We start from the raw sequence: 18,533 nt of genomic DNA, 5'->3' as shown, positions 1-18,533 counted from the left end.
GACAAGACAGTTTTTCGTCAAAAATGACTATCACCAGAGGATAACCCGGTGAACCGTTTTGTAATTGCTGACTCGACGGTCTGTATTGGCTGTCGAACCTGTGAGGCGGCGTGCTCGGAAACGCATCGCCTGCATGGGCTGCAGTCCATGCCGCGCCTGCACGTCATGCGTAATGAAAAAGAGTCTGCCCCGCAGCTCTGCCATCACTGTGAAGACGCCCCCTGCGCGGGCGTCTGCCCTGTGAATGCCATCACCCGCGTTGATGGCGCTGTCCAGCTGAACGAAAGCCTGTGCGTAAGCTGCAAGCTGTGCGGCATTGCCTGCCCGTTCGGCGCGATTGAATTTTCCGGCAGCCGTCCGCTGCATATTCCGGCGAACGCCAACTCGCCAAAAGCCCCGCCCGCGCCACCGGCTCCGGCACGCGTAAGTACGCTGCTGGACTGGGTGCCCGGCATCCGTGCCGTTGCGGTGAAATGCGACCTGTGCAGCTTCGATGAGCAGGGCCCGGCCTGCGTGCGAACCTGCCCGACTAAGGCGTTGATTCTGGTTAACATTCGCGACATCGCCCGTACCAGCAAGCGTAAACGCGAGCTGACCATCAACAGTGATTTTGGCGACCTTTCTCTGCTACAGGCGCTTAACGAGGGGGCGAAATGAACGCGGCGATGATGATTACCAGCGCGGTAGCCTGTTTTGCTGCCGCCGCTGTTCTGGCGCTGATCTTCTCATTCCATAAAACTCTGAGCGGCGCGATCGCCGGGATCGGCGGGGCGGTTGCTAGCCTGATGACGCTGGCGGCAGGCGGCGATGTCCTGCTCGGCGGCCAGTCCTCAGAGGCCGTGATGCCGCTGATTCGCCACTCGGTTGCGATCACGCCGCTGAACGCCATCTGGCTGGTGACGTTTGGCCTGTGCGGGCTGTTTATCAGCCTGTTCAATATCGACTGGCACCGCCATCCGCACGCCAGGGCTAACGGCCTGCTGGTTAACCTGCTGATGGCGGCGGCGGTCTGCACCGTTATTGCCAGCAACCTCGGCGCGCTGGTGGTGATGGCGGAAATCATGGCGCTGTGCGGCGTGTTCCTGACCGGCTGCAGCACCTCCGGCAAGCTGTGGTTTGCGCTGGGACGCCTCGGGACGCTGCTGCTGACGCTGGCCTGCTGGCTGGTGTGGCACCGCTTCGGCACGCTGGACTTCGCTGCGCTCAACGGCCATCCGCTGGGGAACGACGTCTGGCTGCTGGGCGTGCTCGGCTTTGGCCTGCTCGCTGGCATCATCCCGCTGCACGGCTGGGTGCCGCAGGCGCATGCGAATGCCTCCGCGCCCGCCGCCGCGCTGTTTTCTGCGGTGGTGATGAAAGTGGGTCTGTTCGGGATTCTGGCGATTACGCTGACCGGCGGACAGCCGCCGCTGTGGTGGGGCGTCGTGCTGCTGGTCGCCGGAATGATTACCGCGTTCGTCGGCGGCCTGTACGCGCTGATGGAGCACAATATCCAGCGCCTGCTGGCGTACCACACCCTGGAAAATATCGGCATCATCCTGCTCGGCATTGGCGCGGGAGTGACCGGGCTAGCGCTCAATCATCCGGCGCTGATTGCCGCCGGGTTTATCGGCGGTCTTTATCACCTCGTCAACCACAGCCTGTTTAAAAGCACCCTGTTCCTCGGCGCGGGCAGCGTCTGGTTCCGCACCGGTCATCGGGATATCGAAAAGCTGGGCGGGATTGGCAAAAAGATGCCGGTGATTTCGCTGGCGATGCTGGTCGGGCTGATGGCAATGGCCGCGCTGCCGCCGCTGAACGGCTTTGCCGGGGAGTGGGTGATCTATCAGTCCTTCTTCGCGCTCGGCCAGAGCGATGTCTTTATCGCACGCCTGCTCGGCCCGCTGCTGGCGGTCGGGCTGGCGATTACCGGGGCGCTGGCGGTGATGTGCATGGCGAAAGTCTACGGCGTGACCTTCCTCGGCGCGGCGCGCACCCGCGAAGCGGAAAACGCCTGCTGCGCACCCTTGTTGATGGGCATCAGCGTGGTCGCGCTGGCGCTGTGCTGTATCGCGGGGGGCGTCGCCGCGCCGTGGCTGCTGCCGCTGCTGGGCAACGCCATTCCGCTGCCGCTGACCGTGGCGAATACCACCGTCTCTCAGCCCATGATCGCGCTGCTGCTGATTGGCGCACCGCTGCTGCCGCTCGTCCTGATGCTGTTCTTCAAACGCGACCGGCTCGCCTCCCGCTCGCGCGGTGCGGCGTGGGCCTGCGGCTACGAACACGAACAGTCGATGGTTGTCACCGCCCACGGTTTTGCCATGCCGGTGAAGGAGAACTTCGCCGCCGTGCTGAAGCTGCGCCACTGGCTGAACCCGGTAGGCTGGGTACCCGGCTGGCAGAGCGCCGCCGCACCCGCGCTGTTCCGCCGTCTGGCGGTCATCGAGCTGGCGGTGCTGGTGGTCATTGTGATTTCACGAGGAGCCTGACATGAGTCTGTTACTGGCAATTCTTCAGGCGCTGGTGCTGTTCGCCGCTGCGCCGCTGCTGTCGGGCATCACGCGCGTGGCGCGCGCCCGAATGCATAACCGTCGCGGGCCTGGGGTGCTTCAGGAGTATCGCGATCTCTTTAAACTGCTCTCCCGTCAGAGCGTCGCGCCGGATGCCGCAGGCTGGGTCTTCCGCCTGACGCCGTTTGTGATGGTGGGCGTCATGCTGACCATCGCCACCGCGCTGCCGGTGGTGACGGTGACGTCGCCGCTGCCCGTGCTTGGCGATCTGATTACGCTTATCTACCTCTTTGCCATCGCCCGCTTCTTCTTTGCGATTGCGGGCCTGGACACCGGGAGCCCGTTTACCGGCATCGGTGCCAGCCGCGAGGCAATGCTCGGCGTGCTGGTGGAGCCGATCCTGCTGCTGGGGCTGTGGGTCGCCGCGCAGGTCGCGGGCTCCACCCACATCAGCTTTATCACCCACACCGTTTACCACTGGCCGGTGGCGCGCTCGATCCCGCTGGTGCTGGCGCTGTGCGCCTGCGCGTTCGCCACGTTTATTGAGATGGGCAAACTGCCGTTCGACCTCGCGGAAGCCGAGCAGGAGCTGCAGGAGGGGCCGCTTACCGAGTACAGCGGCTATGGATTCGCGGTGCTGAAGTGGGGCATCAGCCTCAAACAGCTGGTGGTGCTGCAGATGTTTGTCGGCGTCTTCTTCCCGTGGGGGCAGATGACGCACTTCTCCGCAGGCGGTCTGGTGCTGGCCGTCGTGGTTGCCGCCCTCAAGCTGCTGGTAGGCGTGCTGGTGATTGCCCTGTTTGAAAACAGCATGGCGCGCCTGCGTTTTGTGGAAACGTCGCGCATCACCTGGGCCGGTTTTGGTTTTGCATTTTTAGCGTTCGTCTCCTTGCTGGTGGCGTGATTAAAGAGAGTATTTATGTCTGAAGAAAAGAAAGGTCAGCAGTATCTCGCCGCGTTGCATCAGGCTTTCCCCGGCGTGGTGCTGGAGGAGTCCTGGCAAACCAAAGACCAGGTAACCGTCACCATTAAGGTGAACTATCTGCCGGAAGTGGTGGAGTTTCTGTACTACCAGCAGGGCGGTTGGCTGTCGGTGCTGTTCGGCAACGACGAGCGCCAGCTGTGCGGCAACTATGCGGTGTACTACGTGATGTCGATGGAGCAGGGCGAAAAGTGCTGGCTCACCGTGCGCGTCGAAGTCGACCCGGCTAAGCCGGAATACCCGTCCGTCACGCCGCGCGTGCCCGCCGCCGTCTGGGGCGAGCGCGAAGTGCGCGACATGTACGGCCTGGTGCCGGTCGGCCTGCCGGACGAGCGCCGCCTGGTGCTGCCGGACGACTGGCCGGACGAACTCTATCCGCTGCGCAAAGACAGCATGGACTACCGCCAGCGCCCGGCGCCGACCACCGACAGCGAAACCTACGAGTTTATCAACGAGCTGGGCAGCAAGAAGAACAACGTGGTGCCGATCGGCCCGCTGCACGTTACCTCCGACGAACCGGGCCACTTCCGCCTGTTCGTCGACGGCGAAAACATCATCGACGCCGACTACCGCCTGTTCTACGTCCACCGCGGCATGGAAAAGCTGGCGGAAACCCGCATGGGCTACAACGAAGTGACGTTCCTCTCTGACCGCGTGTGCGGTATCTGCGGCTTCGCCCACAGCACCGCCTACACCACCTCGGTGGAGAACGGCATGGGGATCGTGGTGCCGGAGCGCGCGCAGATGATCCGCGCCATTCTGCTGGAGGTGGAGCGTCTGCACTCGCACCTGCTGAACCTCGGCCTGGCCTGCCACTTCGTCGGTTTTGACTCCGGGTTTATGCAGTTCTTCCGCGTGCGTGAAGCGTCAATGAAGATGGCGGAGATCCTCACCGGGGCGCGTAAAACCTACGGCCTGAACCTGATCGGCGGGATCCGCCGCGACCTGCTGAAGGACGACATGATCCAGACCCGCCAGCTGGCGCAGCAGATGCGCCGCGACGTGCAGGAGCTGGTGGACATGCTGCTCAGCACGCCAAACATCGAGCAGCGCACCGTCGGCATCGGCCGCCTTGACCCGGAGATCGCCCGCGACTTCAGCAACGTCGGCCCGATGGTGCGCGCCAGCGGCCACGCCCGCGACACGCGTGCCGATCACCCGTTCGTCGGCTACGGCCTGCTGCCGATGACCGTGCACAGCGAGCAGGGCTGCGACGTCATCTCGCGCCTCAAGGTGCGCATCAACGAGGTGTTCACCGCCCTGAACATGATCGACTACGGCCTCGATAACCTGCCGGGCGGCCCGCTGATGGTGGAAGGCTTCACCTACATTCCGAACCGTTTTGCCCTCGGCTTTGCCGAAGCGCCGCGCGGGGACGACATCCACTGGAGCATGACCGGCGACAACCAGAAGCTTTACCGCTGGCGCTGCCGCGCGGCCACCTACGCCAACTGGCCAACCCTGCGCTATATGCTGCGCGGCAACACGGTTTCCGACGCGCCGCTGATCATCGGCAGCCTCGACCCGTGCTACTCGTGCACCGACCGCATGACCGTGGTGGACGTGCGCAAGAAGAAAAGCCTGGTGGTGCCGTACAAAGAGCTTGAGCGCTACAGCATCGAGCGTAAAAACTCGCCGCTGAAATAAGGACTCGCCATGTTTACCTTTATCAAAAAAGTAATCAAAACCGGCACTCAGACCAGCCGCTATCCGCTGGAGCCGATGCCGGTGGATAAAAATTTTCGCGGCAAGCCGGAGCACAACCCGCAGCAGTGCATCGGCTGCGCGGCCTGCGTCAACGCCTGTCCGTCGAATGCCTTAACGGTGGAAACGGATCTCAAAACCGGCGAGCTGGCCTGGCAGTTTAACCTCGGGCGCTGCATCTTCTGCGGCCGCTGCGAGGAGGTCTGCCCGACGGTCGCCATTCGCCTGTCGCAGGAATTTGAGCTGGCGGTGTGGAAGAAAGAGGATTTTCTGCAGCAGTCGCGCTTTGACCTGTGCAGCTGTCGCGTCTGCAGGCGCCCGTTCGCCGTGCAAAAAGAGATCGACTACGCCATCGCTCTGCTGCAGCACAACGGTGACGCCCGCGCGGAGCACCACCGCGAAAGCTTTGAAACCTGCCCGGAGTGCAAGCGTCAGAAGTGTCTCCTGCCGTCCGACCGCATTGATATCACCCGCCATATGAGAGAGGCCAGCTGATGGAAAACCTACTGGGCCCGCGCGACGCTAACGGCATTCCGGTGCCGATGACGGTGGAGGAGTCCATCGCCAGCATGAAGGCGTCGCTGCTGAAAAAAATCAAACGCTCGGCCTACGTCTACCGCGTGGACTGCGGCGGCTGCAACGGCTGCGAGATTGAGATCTTCGCTACGCTGTCGCCGCTGTTTGACGCCGAGCGCTTCGGCATCAAAGTGGTGCCGTCCCCGCGTCATGCGGACATCCTGCTGTTTACCGGAGCCGTCACCCGCGCCATGCGCTCGCCGGCGCTGCGCGCCTGGCAGTCCGCGCCGGACCCTAAAATCTGCATCTCGTACGGGGCCTGCGGCAACAGCGGCGGCATCTTCCACGACCTCTACTGCGTCTGGGGCGGGACCGACAAAATCGTGCCGGTGGACGTCTACATTCCGGGCTGCCCGCCAACGCCCGCCGCGACGCTGTACGGCTTTGCCATGGCGCTCGGCCTGCTGGAGCAGAAAATCCACGCGCGCGAGCCGGGCGAGCTGGACAACCGGCCTGCGGCCATCCTGCACCCGGACATGGTCCAGCCGCTGCGGGTGAAGATTGACCGCACGGCGCGCAGGCTGGCGGGCTACCGCTATGGCCGCCAGATTGCCGATGATTATCTGCGCCTGCTGAGCCAGGGCGACCATCAGGTGGCGCGCTGGCTGGAGGCGGAAAACGATCCGCGTCTCAATGAGATCGTGGCAAACCTGAACAGCATCGTGGATGAGGCGCGTATCCGATGAGTGAAACGGTGGTGTTCAGCCAGCTGAGCCGTAAGTTTATTGATGAGAACGATGCCACGCCGGATGCGGCGCAGCAGGTGGTCTATTACAGCCTGGCGATTGGGCATCACCTCGGGGTGATTGACTGCCTGGAGGCGGCGCTGAGCTGCCCGTGGCCCGAGTACCTGGCGTGGATCGCCACGCTGGAGGAGGGCAGCACGGCGCGGCGCAAGATGGAGGGCGTGCCGAAGTATGGCGAGATCGTCATCGACGCCAACCACATTGCGATGCTCGCCAACGCCTTTGACGCGGCGCTCGCCAGGCAAACCCCCGAGCAGCAGTCGTGGAGCAAAACGCTGCTCGGCATGCTGCACGATATTCACCAGGAGAGCGCCATCTACCTGATGGTGAGGAGATTACGTGACTGACGTTTTACTGTGTGTCGGCAACAGCATGATGGGCGACGACGGCGCGGGCCCGCTGCTGGCAGAGATGTGCGCCGCGAATCCGCAGGGCAATTGGGTGGTGATTGACGGCGGCAGCGCGCCGGAAAACGACGTGGTCGCCATCCGCGAGCTGCGCCCGGAGAGGCTGTTAATCGTCGATGCCACCGATATGGGGCTCAACCCCGGCGAGATCCGCCTGATTGACCCGGACGACATCGCCGAGATGTTTATGATGACCACCCACAATATGCCGCTGAACTACCTGGTCGATCAGATTAAAGACGACGTGGGCAAGGTGCTGTTTTTGGGGATTCAGCCGGACATCGTTGGATTTTATTACCCGATGACGCCGCCGGTGAAGGAGGCGGTGGAACGGGTCTATTCACGGCTTGCGGAGTGGGTTGGGGATGGAGGGTTTGAACCCCTCACCCCGGCCCTCTCCCCAGAGGGGAGAGGGTGAAAACCGCGCCGAGCAGTCCTTTATTCCCGGAGTAAAGAGGGTGAAAACCGCACCAAACGGTTCCCTCTCCCCTATGGGGAGAGGGTTAGGGTGAGGGGTAAGGACAGGCTACTCCAGATCCCCCCCGTTACTCGCAATCACCTTCTTATACCACCAGAACGATTTCTTGCGTTTTCTGTCCAGCGTGCCGTTTCCGGCGTCGTCGCGGTCAACGTACACAAAACCGTAGCGCTTGCTCATCTCGCCCGTTGAGGCGGCCACCAGGTCGATGCAGCCCCAGGTGGTGTAGCCCATCAGCGGCACGCCGTCCTCAATCGCGTCGCCCATCGCGCGGATGTGCTCGCGCAGGTAGCTGATGCGGTAGTCGTCGTTGATCTCGCCGTTTTCATCAATAACGTCTTTCGCCCCGAGGCCGTTTTCCACCAGGAACAGCGGCTTCTGGTAGCGGTCGTACATCATGTTCATGGTGATGCGCAGGCCGAGCGGGTCGATGCCCCAGCCCCATTCGCTCACCTGAATATGCGGGTTACGCAGGGACTTCACGATGTTCGCCGCGCTGGTGTTGCCCGCGTTCATATCCGCCGACGCGCAGCGCGAGGCGTAATAGCTGAACGAGACAAAGTCGACGGTGTTTTTTAACAGCTCGTCGTCGCCCGGATCTTTCACTATCACCACGCCTTTCTCGCGGAACACGCGTGCGGAGTAGGCCGGGTAGCTGCCGCGCGCCTGCACGTCGATAAAGAACAGGTTCTCGCGGTCTTTCTCCAGCGCCATCCACACGTCTTCCGGCTTGCAGGAGTACGGATAGAAATTTCCGCCCGCCAGCATGCAGCCCACCTGGTTTTCCGGGTTCACCTCGTGGGCGATTTTGGTCGCCAGCGCGCTTGCCACCAGCTCGTGGTGCGCGGCCTGGTATTTCACCTGGTCTTCGTTTTCGCCTTCCTCAAACACCAGCCCCGCGCCGGAGAACGGGCTGTGCAGCATGATGTTGATTTCGTTGAAGGTCAGCCAGTATTTCACCAGCCCGTTAAACTCTTCGAAGCAGGTGCGGGCGTAGCGGGCGAAGAAATCGACCATCTTACGGTTGCGCCAGGAGCCGTACTCCGTCACCAGGTGCATCGGCACGTCGAAGTGGCAGAGCGTCACCAGCGGCTCGATGTTGTACTTTTTGCACTCCTCGAACACCGCGCGATAGAAGGCAACGCCTTCTTTGTTCGGCAGCGGTTCGTCGCCGTTCGGGTAGAGGCGGCTCCAGGCAATGGAGGTGCGGAACACCGTAAAGCCCATCTCCGCCATCAGGGCGATGTCTTCTTTATAGCGATGGTAAAAATCAATCGCTTCGTGGCTCGGGTAGAACTCGTCGTCACGCAGCGAAAAACGCTTTTCCTTACCGAGCTTCACCGCCAGGCGATTCGCGCCGTGGGGGATCATATCGACCGTCGTCAATCCTTTGCCGCCTTCACGGTAAGCACCTTCACTCTGGTTGGCGGCAAGCGCGCCGCCCCATAAAAATCCTTGTGGAAAAACAGACATTCTTACCTCGCTTTCAATTTATGCTTTTGCTGCGTTGTTCTGTACCGGTGCGGTCTGCAGGGCGCGTGCTTTTTCAGCCTCATCTTCGACCGGGATATCCTCAAACCCTAAAAGCAGGGTCAGAACAAAGGACAGCACCACTGCCAGCCCCATCACGCCGAACACCCAGACGATGGTCATCGGGTTGGCCGGGTCAAAGAACTGCACGCTGGTGAACAGCCCCGGGGCCGCCATCGAGTGGCTGGCAAGACCGGCCATGCCGGCGACCGCCCCACAGATAAAGCCGCTGATCAGGCTCGCAATCAGCGGACGTTTCAGACGCACCGCCACGCCGTACAGGGCCGGTTCAGAGATCCCCGCCATAATGGCGGAGGCTGCCGCCGCCAGCGCCGTCTGGCGCAGCTCCGGGTTTTTGGTTTTCCACGCCACCGCCAGCGACGAGCCGCCGAGCGACAGGTTGGCGCCGATTTCCGACGGCATCACCATCCCTTCCTTGCCCGTTTCGGCAATGGTCTGAATGATGGTCGGCGTAAACACGCGGTGCATCCCGGTCATCACCAGCAGCGGCCAGAGCGCGCCCATGATGGCGACGGAGAGCCAGCCCAGGTAGCCGTGAATGGTGTAGACCAGCGCGGAGATGGCGCTACCGATCCAGATCCCCAGCGGGCCAATCAGCACGATGGCGAGCGGGGCGGCAATCAGCACGATCAGCATCGGCTTGAGGAAGTTTTTCGTCACCGCCGGGGTAATGCGATCCACCCAGCGTTCGATATACGACAGGCACCAGGTCATCACCAGCGCCGGGATGACGGTGTAGGTGTATTTCACCGCCGTCACCGGAATAAAGGCGAACTCAACGTGCTCGCCCTGCGCGGCTTTCGCCATCAGCTCGATAAAGCTCGGGTGCACCAGCACGCCGGCAATGGCGATGGCCAGCGACATGTTGGTTTTGAACTTCACCGCCGCCGAGGCCGCCACCATCAGCGGCAGGAAGAAGAAGGCGCCGTCGCCGATGACGGTCAGAATAGTGAGCGTCGGCGCGCCTTTTGGCAGCACGCCGGTCATCTCGAGGATCATCGCCAGCAGCTTGACCATCGAGCCGCCGATGATCGCCGGGATCAGCGGGGACATGGTGCCGATCAGCGCGTCGAGGATCCCGGCGCCAATGCGGCGTAAGGTCATCTTCTGCGGACCTTCCGGCACTGCGGGCTGCAGGTCCGTGGGCAGCAGGCTCACCACTTCGCGGTACGCCTGTGAAACCGTATTGCCAATAATGACCTGGCACTGGTTGTCGTTGCGCACCACGCCGAGCACGCCGCTGATGCTTTTCAGTCGCGCAGCGTCGGTCAGGCTTTCGTCTTTCAGTACGAAACGCAGCCGCGTCATGCAGTGGGTGACGGCGACGATGTTCTCTTTGCCGCCCAGCGCGCTGATAACGTCGTTCGCCAGCGCAGCGTAATTTTTGGCCATCGGATGTGATCCTGTTATTGTTGTGAGACATGTAGGAAACCGGTTCCACATAATCATCATGAGTTTCTGTGAATGAAACAAGATCGCTTTTTGACCATTTTTTCGTTTCGTGATGCAGATCGCAATGAGGTATCGAAAGCGTGATTTCACCGCTGCGACAATTTTTTTGCAGTGCAGTACACTGCGCTCCATCAGATTCAGACGGAATAACACTATGACCACGATGCTTGAAGTGGCGAAGCGGGCAGGCGTTTCGAAAGCCACGGTGTCCCGGGTGCTGTCGGGAAATGGCTACGTCAGCCAGGAGACCAAAGACCGGGTGTTTCAGGCCATTGAAGAGAGCGGCTATCGCCCGAATTTGCTGGCGCGAAACCTGGCAACCAAACGTACCCAGACGCTGGGACTGGTGGTGACGAACACCCTCTATCACGGCGTCTACTTTAGCGAACTGCTGTTTCACGCCGCGCGCATGACGGAAGAAAAGGGGCGGCAGCTGATCCTCGCGGACGGCAAGCACTGCGCGGATGAAGAGCGCGAGGCGATCCAGTACCTGCTCGATATGCGCTGCGACGCGGTGATTATCTATCCGCGCTTCCTGAGCGTGGAAGAGATGGATGAGATCGTCGAGAAGTGCGAGCAGCCGATTATGGTGCTCAACCGCCGCCTGCGGAAAAACAGCAGCCACTGCGTCTGGTCAGATCATAAAGCCTCCAGTCAGGAGGCGGTGTCGCAGCTGATTGCGAAAGGGCACCGGGAGATCGCGTTTATCACCGGCTCGCTGGATTCCCCCACCGGGGTTGAGCGTCTCTCCGGCTACAAGGACGCGCTGGCGCAGCACGGTATTCCGCTGCGCGAGGGGCTGATTGCGCAGGGAAAGTGGAACCCCGCCAGCGGCGCGGCGGCGGTTGCCGAACTGCTTGCGCGCGGTGAACGGTTTACGGCGCTGGTGGCGAGTAATGACGACATGGCGATCGGCGCCATGAAGCAGCTCCACGACAGCGGCGTGGCCGCACCGGACGCGGTGTCGGTGATCGGTTTCGACGACGTGGCCATCGCGCCTTACATCGTGCCGTCGCTCTCCAGCGTGCGTATTCCGGTGACGGAGATGATCAAAGAGACCATCAGCCGCCTGATCTTCATGCTCGACGGCGGTGAGTTTAAGTATCAGCAAACCTTCTCCGGCGAGCTTGTCCTGCGCGACTCCGTTATTGACGGCCCGCACCGCTGATGTCGACAGCTGTCATCGTCATAAGTGACGATGACAGCACCATCGTGATTGTTAAATTCATCTAAAATCAACAGGTTAATTATTGGCACGGTTTATGAATATCTCCGCGCATAACTGTAATGCTGGAGAAGCAGATGAACCGTTTTATTATGGCCGATGCCAGTAAGTGTATTGGTTGCCGTACCTGTGAAGTGGCGTGCGTGGTTTCCCATCAGGCGGAGCAGGACTGCGCGTCGCTCACCCCTGACACCTTCCTGCCGCGCATCCACGTCATCAAAGGCGTGAATATTTCCACCGCCGCCATCTGTCGCCAGTGCGAAGACGCACCGTGCGCGAACGTCTGCCCGAACGGGGCGATTAAACGCGAGAAAGGCTTTGTGCACGTCATGCAGGAGCGCTGCATTGGCTGCAAAACCTGCGTGGTCGCCTGCCCGTACGGCGCGATGGAGGTGGTTGTTCGTCCGGTGGTACGCAACAGCGGCATGGGTCTGAGCGTACGTGCGGAGAAAGCCGAAGCCAACAAATGCGATCTTTGCTATCACCGCGACGCCGGTCCGGCCTGCATGGAAGCCTGCCCGACGCATGCGCTGGTCTGCGTGGATCGCGACAAGCTTGAGCAGATGAGCGCCGAAAAGCGCCGTCGTGCGGCATTCGACACGTCGTCATCGCTGCTGTTCTGAACCGTATGTGCAGCAACGGCGTACAGCTGCGCGTGCGCGGCAAGGTGCAGGGCGTGGGGTTTCGCCCCTTCGTCTGGCAGCTGGCGCAGGCGCTTCAGTTGACCGGTGACGTCTGCAATGATGGAGAGGGCGTGCTGGTGCGCCTCGCGGGTAATGGGGGGGCCTTTACCGCGAGGCTGCATCAGGACTGCCCACCGCTGGCACGCATTGACCACGTTGAAACGCAGCCGTTTACCTGGGCGCAGGTGCCGGAGGACTTTACCATCCGCCAGAGCGCGGGCGGGGCGATGGACACGCAGATTGTCCCCGACGCCGCGACCTGTCCGGCGTGCCTGGCTGAAATGCGCGACCCTGCCGAGCGCCGCTATCGCTATCCGTTCATCAACTGCACGCACTGCGGGCCGCGGTTTACCATTATCCGCGCGATGCCCTATGACCGTCCGGCCACGTCAATGGCCGCATTTCCCCTCTGCCTGCCGTGTGAGACGGAATACCGTAACCCGGCTGACAGACGTTTTCACGCTCAGCCGGTAGCCTGCCCGGACTGCGGGCCAGCGCTGGAATGGCGTGCGGGCGACATCACCGTTTCCCGTGAGGCTGCGCTGAGCGCGGCGGTGGCGATGCTGAAAAGCGGCGGCATAGTCGCGGTCAAAGGGCTGGGCGGTTTTCATCTCGTCTGCGATGCGCGTAATCCGCAGGCGGTCGCGACGCTTCGGGCACGCAAACAGCGACCGTCTAAGCCGCTGGCGGTAATGATCCCGAATGCGGACGGCGTGCCGGAGGCGATCCAGACGCTGTTACGCTCCTCCGCAGCGCCGATTGTGCTGACCCCAAAAGCCTCGCTTCCCGGATTTCCCGAAGGGATTGCACCCGGGCTCGATTGTATTGGCATCATGCTTCCCGCTAATCCGCTGCAACACCTGCTGATGATGGACTGCCAGCGCCCGCTGGTGATGACTTCCGCCAACCTCAGCGGCAGACCGCCTGCCATGACCAACCAGCAGGCGCTGGATGAGCTCGGCGACATCGCGGACGGCTTCCTGCTGCACAACCGCGATATCCTGCAGCGGATGGATGATTCGGTGATGGATCGCGACGGCGCGATGCTTCGCCGCGCGCGCGGTTTTGTGCCCGATGCCGTTACGCTGCCTGCGGGTTTTGAGAATATCCCCGCCATGCTATGCACTGGCGCTGAGATGAAAAACACCTTCTGCCTGGTGCGTGGCAGCCAGGCGGTGCTGAGCCAGCATTTTGGCGATCTCGGTGACGAGGGCGTCGAAGCGCAGTGGCGCGGCGCGCTATCGCTGATGCAGGACATCTACGCCTTTCAGCCGAAGCGCGTGGTGTGTGACGCCCATCCGGGCTATCACACACAACGATGGGCGCAGGCGCAGGGGCTGCCGGTCGAAACCGTACTGCACCATCACGCCCATGCGGCGGCGTGCCTGGCGGAGAACGGCTGGCCGCTCGACGGCGGAGACGCGATTGCCCTGACGCTGGACGGGATCGGCATGGGCGAGGACGGCGCGCTCTGGGGCGGGGAGTGCCTGCGGGTGAACTATCTCGCGTGCGAGCGTCTGGACGGGCTGCCTGCCGTTGCGCTGCCGGGGGGCGATCTGGCGGCGCGGCAGCCGTGGCGCAATTTACTCGCCCACTGCCTGGCGTTTGTCCCTGACTGGCAGCAGTACCCGGAAACGCGCGCGGTTCAGCGTGAAAACTGGCCGCTGCTGGCAACGGCGATCCGGCGCGGCATCAACGCGCCGCAGGCCTCGTCCTGTGGTCGCCTGTTTGATGCGGTCGCCTGCGCGCTGGGTATTGAAACCCAATCCTGGGAAGGTGAAGCGGCCTGCCGGCTGGAAGCGCTGGCCTTGCAGTGCGCGGGCGTCGACCATCCGGTGACGCTGGACGTGGATAACCTCGCGCAGTTCTGGCAGCAGTGGCTGAGCTGGCAGGCGGAATCCTGCCAGCGCGCGTGGGCGTTTCACGACGCGCTGGCAAAAGGGCTGGCGGAACTCGCCGCGCGCCATGCCCGACGCCTGTCGCTGTCGACAATCTGTCTCAGCGGCGGCGTGCTGCACAACCGTCTGCTGCGCGCGCGCCTGCGTCATTATCTTTCTGACTTTACGCTTCTTTTTCCTTCGCGCCTGCCCGCAGGTGACGGAGCGATCTCCTTCGGGCAGGCGGCGATCGCCGCTGCCCGGTCATGTTCACAAAGGACTTAAAATGTTACGACTCTTACACAATGAACCTCGCGCCGCGCTTCTGCTGCTGGCTCTGGTAATGGCAAACCTGCTGGCCTGGGGATGGGCATGGCACGCTTTTAGCGGCAGCACGGCGCTGATGGCCGCCAGCCTGCTGGCGTGGTGCTACGGGCTGCGTCACGCGGTGGACGCTGACCACATCGCGGCGATTGATACCGTGACGCGTAAGATGATGCAGCAGGGCAAACGTCCGTCCGGCGTGGGGGCGTGGTTCTCGCTGGGGCACTCCACCATCGTGGTGCTGGCCTCCATTGCTATCGCCGCGACCGCGACGGCGTTTCAGAAAAACATGGAATGGTTCCACGAAACCGGCAGCCTGATCGGCACCGCGGTTTCCGCTACCTTCCTGCTGGCGATGGCGCTGGTGAACATGGTGATCCTGCGCGGCGTCTGGCGCAGTTTTCAGGCGCTGAAACAGGGCAGGCCAGTGCAGGGCGACATCACGCTTCCTGCCCAGGGCGGCGTCATGAACTGGCTGTTTGGCAAAACCTTCCGCCTGGTGAATAAAAGCTGGCAGATGTACCTGGTCGGTTTCCTGTTTGGCCTCGGCTTTGACACGGCCACCGAGATTGGCGTGCTGGGGATCTCTGCCGCCAGCGCGTCAAGCGGGATGTCGGTGTGGTCAATCATGGTCTTCCCGGCGCTCTTCGCCAGCGGCATGGCGCTGGTGGATACCCTCGATAACCTGCTGATGGTCGGCGCCTACGGCTGGGCGTTCAACAAGCCGCAGCGCAAGCTCTACTACAACATGACCATCACCGGCACCTCCGTGGTGGTGGCGCTGTTTATCGGCGGGCTGGAAGCGCTGGGTCTGCTGATGGACAAATTTGCCCTCAGCGGCGGCGTGTGGGATCTGATTGGCACGGTAAACGACAATCTGGGCAACGCCGGGTTTGTGGTGGTTGGGCTGTTTGTCGCCTGCTGGCTGATCTCCATGGTCAACTACCGCTGGCGCGGCTACGACGCGCTGGTGGTACGTTCCTGAACCGGCTCCTGCACTGCGCAACCTCCGCGACTTCCTCAATGGCTGGCGCATAGCGGCATACCGATAAAAAGATGCTGAAAATATAGGTCTTTTGCGGAATAAAATATATTCCGCATTCTTCGCTTGTGTGAAATAACGAGAAAGATAATTGAGTTATTTATAAAAATTCGCCATGATTCGCCTCCTGCTGATGATGTCTTTTCAGACTGAGTCGGCTGCCAATAATAAAGCTGGATGATGTTTTTAATCTGTTTCAGATTAAAGTATTTACGAAAATAATAAATAAGGGATTGATAGCGATGATATATCTACTTTGCATTTATTTGATGAATAGAATACGTAAAAAAAAGCCCCGGAATATCGGGGCGGTGAATAATAAAATCCAAAGATTAAGACAGCGTAGACTTGCTGTTGGCCGGGTAAACGAAGCGCCGCCCGGCAAAGCGAGGGTTAAGCAGGTAACAGTTTTAGCAGAGCGAAAGCCTCCTTCATCCGGTCTTCACTAACCACAAAAGCGCGAATCTGACCCTCGTTATCCGCGCCGCGCGCGACCATTCCCTGCGGTTCGAGGGTAATTTGCCAGTTCAGATCCTGACGCTGCGTTTCACCGGCAAGATGCAGCGGTAATTCCGGCGTTTTGACTTTAATCAGCATGGCGGGTAATTTCAGCGGCGCGCTGCCGCCGAGCAGATTTTTCGCCAGATACATCGCGCTTAATTGAATTGGCTGTAAAAATGGCAGCACCTGACCGTTAATTTCAGCGCAGTCACCTAACGCGTAAATATCAGGTTGCGTGGTTTGCAGGTAGCTATTTACCTTCACGCCACGCTGTATTTCGGCGCCTGCGCGATGCGCCAGCGCGGTTTCCGGGCGCAGGCCCGTTGCAGCGATTACCACATCCACCTCAACGCTGCGGCTGCGGTCGAGCGTGGCACGAATGCCGCCTTCGGTTTTGCTCAGACTTTGCAGCTGCGATTTCAACAGCAGATGCACCCCCATTTCGGTCAGGCGATGCTGTAAGCGACTGCTTACTTCTGCCGGCATCAGCGACGACAGAATGCTCGCCGCATGGTCGACCAGAGTCACGGATTTACCCGCCCGGCAGAAATCCATCGCCAGCTCGGTGCCTATTAGCCCGCCGCCGACAATCATTATCCGCTGCGCGTCGCGAAGCGCCGTTTCGCTGGCCTGATACTCCTGCTGGCTGTTGAGGGTGATCGTCAGCTCGCGGCCCTCAATCGGCGGCACAAACGCAGAGGCACCCGTGGCCAGCACCAGCCTGTCGTACTGCCAGGTTTTCTCTTTAGCTTTTACCACGTGGGCGGCGGCGTCGATGTCGGTGACCCAGGTGTAGGGAAACAGACGCAGGTTAAACTGTTCCGCGAACTCACCCGCCGTCTGGCGGGTGAGGTCCTCGGCGCGCTGATTCTGGCTAATGACGTGGCTCAGATCGGGCTTGTTATACTCGTCCATGCTGTCGGCGGCGATCACCGTCAGCGGCACGCTGGCGTCCTGCTTGCGGATATTTTTCACCAGCTGGCGGGCGGCAAAGCCCGAGCCGATGATGACGATCCCGTTGCTCATTTTGCCTCCGTACCCAGTTCGTCAAAGACGTCTTTCCCGAGGGAACATTCCGGGCAGAGGAAGTTGTCCGGCACGTCACTCCAGGGTGTACCTGGCGCAACGTCCTGCAGCGGCTCGCCCAGTTCAGGATCGTAAATCCACTGGCAGACGCTGCACTGCATGCGCGGTCCGGGATCGGCGGCTGCCGCGGCGGCGCAGGCGCAGGTTTCCTGCTGTGCGGTCGGTTCGGCAGCTTGCGGAAGCGGTGCGAGCGCCCACTGGCGGGCAATGTCGCGGCCGTGCTGGCGGCAGACCTCCAGGGCGTCGATATCCGGGCGCCATTTCGCCTTCAGGCTGAGGGACATTTCAAAGCCCGCATCCTGTAAACGGGTGGAGAGACGGTCTACCGCGCCGCCGCTCCAGCCGTGGGAGCCAAAGGCGCTGGCGCGCTTGTTGCGAAAACGCAGGCCGGTCATCTCTTCTACCAGACCGGCAATTTTCGGCATCATCACGTTGTTCATGGTGGAGGTACCCACCAGCACGCCCTTAGAGCGGAAGACGTTGGTCAATACCTCGTTCTTATCGCTGCGCGCCACGTTGAAGATTTTCACCGCCACGTTGGGGTCCACTTCGTTGATGCCCTGGGCAATGGCGTCCGCCATCATGCGGGTGTTGTTGGACATGGTGTCGTAGAAAATAGTGATGCGGTCTTCCTGATAGTCCGCCGCCCATTTCAGGTAGAGCTCCACAATCTGGGTGGGATTTTCACGCCACACCACGCCGTGGGAGGTGGCAATCATATCCACCGGCAGGTTAAAGCCGAGGATCTCGGTGATTTTCGGCGTCACCAGGCGGCTGAATGGCGTCAGGATGTTGGCGTAGTAGCGCTGGCACTGCTCGAACAGCTCGGTCTGGTCCACTTCGTCGTTGAACAGGCGCTCGTCGCAGTAGTGCTGGCCGAAGGCGTCGTTGCTGAACAGCACCGCGTCGCCGGTCATGTAGGTCATCATGCTGTCCGGCCAGTGCAGCATCGGGGTTTCCACGAAGATCAGCTGCTTGCCGTTGCCGATATCCAGCGCGTCGCCGGTTTTCACGGTGTGGAAATTCCACTCCGGATGGTGGTGGTGGCCGTTGATCGAGTCGATGGCGTTGGTGGTGCAGTAGATCGGCGTGTTCGGAATGTAGGACATCAGCTCGGTCAGCGCGCCGGCATGGTCCTCTTCCGCGTGGTTGATAATGATGTAGTCGATGTCGTCCAGGTCGATTTCACTGCGCAGGTTCTGCACGAACTCGCGGCTGAACTTGTGATCGACGGTATCGATCAGCACGTTTTTTCCTTCGCGGATGAGATAGCTGTTGTAGCTGCTTCCGCGCAGCGTTTTGTATTCCGTCCCGTGGAAATCGCGCACTTCCCAGTCACGTTGACCCACCCAATGAATGTTATTTTTAACAAGAATAGACATAGCAACCTCTACGTAATACAGCATTTTC

Annotated in this window: 16 protein-coding genes; 12 read left to right on the top strand and 4 right to left on the bottom strand. The window is 61.2% G+C overall.

The window, feature by feature from the left end:
• Positions 1-48: 48 nt before the first annotated feature.
• From IM317_RS06970 to hycI, 8 genes are read left to right on the top strand one after another with little or no spacing between them, the layout of a single operon-like run.
• Entirely contained in the window at positions 49-657 is a 609-nt protein-coding gene (locus IM317_RS06970) for a 4Fe-4S dicluster domain-containing protein (protein ID WP_023308971.1), read from the top strand.
• Positions 654-2,468: a formate hydrogenlyase subunit 3 gene (gene hycC / locus IM317_RS06965; RefSeq protein WP_033146385.1), complete on the top strand. Its 1,815-nt coding sequence runs from the start codon at positions 654-656 to the stop codon at positions 2,466-2,468. Before IM317_RS06970 ends, hycC begins: the two co-directional genes overlap by 4 nt.
• Before the next feature lies 1 nt (position 2,469).
• The gene (locus tag IM317_RS06960; protein ID WP_033146384.1) at positions 2,470-3,393 is read left to right on the top strand and encodes a respiratory chain complex I subunit 1 family protein; all 924 of its coding nucleotides are present in this window, start codon (positions 2,470-2,472) and stop codon (positions 3,391-3,393) included.
• A gap of 15 nt (positions 3,394-3,408) precedes the next feature.
• Positions 3,409-5,118: a formate hydrogenlyase subunit HycE gene (gene hycE, locus IM317_RS06955; RefSeq protein ID WP_033146383.1), complete on the top strand. Its 1,710-nt coding sequence runs from the start codon at positions 3,409-3,411 to the stop codon at positions 5,116-5,118.
• Positions 5,119-5,127: 9 nt separating this feature from the next.
• Positions 5,128-5,670: a formate hydrogenlyase complex iron-sulfur subunit gene (locus tag IM317_RS06950; RefSeq protein WP_010434471.1), complete on the top strand. Its 543-nt coding sequence runs from the start codon at positions 5,128-5,130 to the stop codon at positions 5,668-5,670.
• A complete protein-coding gene (locus tag IM317_RS06945) occupies positions 5,670-6,437 on the top strand; it encodes an NADH-quinone oxidoreductase subunit B family protein (protein ID WP_033146382.1) in 768 nt (255 codons plus the stop codon). Before IM317_RS06950 ends, IM317_RS06945 begins: the two co-directional genes overlap by 1 nt.
• On the top strand, positions 6,434-6,844 hold the full coding sequence (locus IM317_RS06940) for a formate hydrogenlyase maturation HycH family protein (RefSeq protein ID WP_033146381.1): 411 nt from the start codon (positions 6,434-6,436) through the stop codon (positions 6,842-6,844). Before IM317_RS06945 ends, IM317_RS06940 begins: the two co-directional genes overlap by 4 nt.
• A complete protein-coding gene (hycI, locus tag IM317_RS06935; RefSeq protein WP_033146380.1) occupies positions 6,837-7,322 on the top strand; it encodes a hydrogenase maturation peptidase HycI in 486 nt (161 codons plus the stop codon). Before IM317_RS06940 ends, hycI begins: the two co-directional genes overlap by 8 nt.
• A 108-nt stretch (positions 7,323-7,430) precedes the next feature.
• Here hycI and IM317_RS06930 read toward each other — a convergent pair whose 3' ends face one another.
• Together IM317_RS06930 and ascF are read right to left on the bottom strand one after the other, a co-directional pair.
• Positions 7,431-8,855 (bottom strand): 6-phospho-beta-glucosidase, encoded by a 1,425-nt coding sequence (locus IM317_RS06930; protein ID WP_033146379.1) that lies wholly within the window; start codon positions 8,853-8,855, stop codon positions 7,431-7,433.
• 18 nt (positions 8,856-8,873) lie between these two features.
• Complete coding sequence (gene ascF / locus IM317_RS06925) at positions 8,874-10,325, bottom strand: PTS cellobiose/arbutin/salicin transporter subunit IIBC (RefSeq protein WP_032660344.1); 1,452 nt, start codon at positions 10,323-10,325, stop codon at positions 8,874-8,876.
• 214 nt (positions 10,326-10,539) lie between these two features.
• Between ascF and IM317_RS06920 the strand changes: the two genes are divergently transcribed.
• The 4 genes from IM317_RS06920 to IM317_RS06905 all read left to right on the top strand — a co-directional run bounded on the left by IM317_RS06920 (position 10,540) and on the right by IM317_RS06905 (position 15,479).
• Positions 10,540-11,553 carry a LacI family DNA-binding transcriptional regulator gene (locus tag IM317_RS06920; RefSeq protein WP_033146378.1) on the top strand — a complete coding sequence of 338 codons (1,014 nt, stop codon included), beginning with the start codon at positions 10,540-10,542 and terminating at the stop codon, positions 11,551-11,553.
• A 134-nt stretch (positions 11,554-11,687) separates the two neighbouring features.
• Complete coding sequence (gene hydN, locus IM317_RS06915; RefSeq protein WP_023308960.1) at positions 11,688-12,233, top strand: electron transport protein HydN; 546 nt, start codon at positions 11,688-11,690, stop codon at positions 12,231-12,233.
• 5 nt (positions 12,234-12,238) lie between these two features.
• Positions 12,239-14,455, top strand: a complete 2,217-nt coding sequence (gene hypF, locus IM317_RS06910; RefSeq protein ID WP_033146377.1) for a carbamoyltransferase HypF — start codon at positions 12,239-12,241, stop codon at positions 14,453-14,455.
• A gap of 1 nt (position 14,456) precedes the next feature.
• Positions 14,457-15,479: a HoxN/HupN/NixA family nickel/cobalt transporter gene (locus IM317_RS06905; protein ID WP_033146376.1), complete on the top strand. Its 1,023-nt coding sequence runs from the start codon at positions 14,457-14,459 to the stop codon at positions 15,477-15,479.
• Between the two features lie 450 nt (positions 15,480-15,929).
• On the opposite strand, the gene norW is transcribed toward IM317_RS06905, so the two are convergent.
• Positions 15,930-17,063 carry an NADH:flavorubredoxin reductase NorW gene (gene norW / locus IM317_RS06900; protein ID WP_033146375.1) on the bottom strand — a complete coding sequence of 378 codons (1,134 nt, stop codon included), beginning with the start codon at positions 17,061-17,063 and terminating at the stop codon, positions 15,930-15,932.
• Entirely contained in the window at positions 17,060-18,505 is a 1,446-nt protein-coding gene (norV, locus tag IM317_RS06895; RefSeq protein WP_033146374.1) for an anaerobic nitric oxide reductase flavorubredoxin, read from the bottom strand. The genes norW and norV overlap by 4 nt, the downstream gene beginning before the upstream one ends.
• Positions 18,506-18,533 lie beyond the last annotated feature (28 nt).

It is taken from the genome of Enterobacter cloacae complex sp. S3 (assembly GCF_014930495.1).
Lineage (GTDB): Bacteria > Pseudomonadota > Gammaproteobacteria > Enterobacterales > Enterobacteriaceae > Enterobacter > Enterobacter asburiae_B.
The sequence above is the reverse complement of the archived record's forward strand: the minus strand, read 5'-3'. Positions and strand labels throughout refer to the sequence as shown.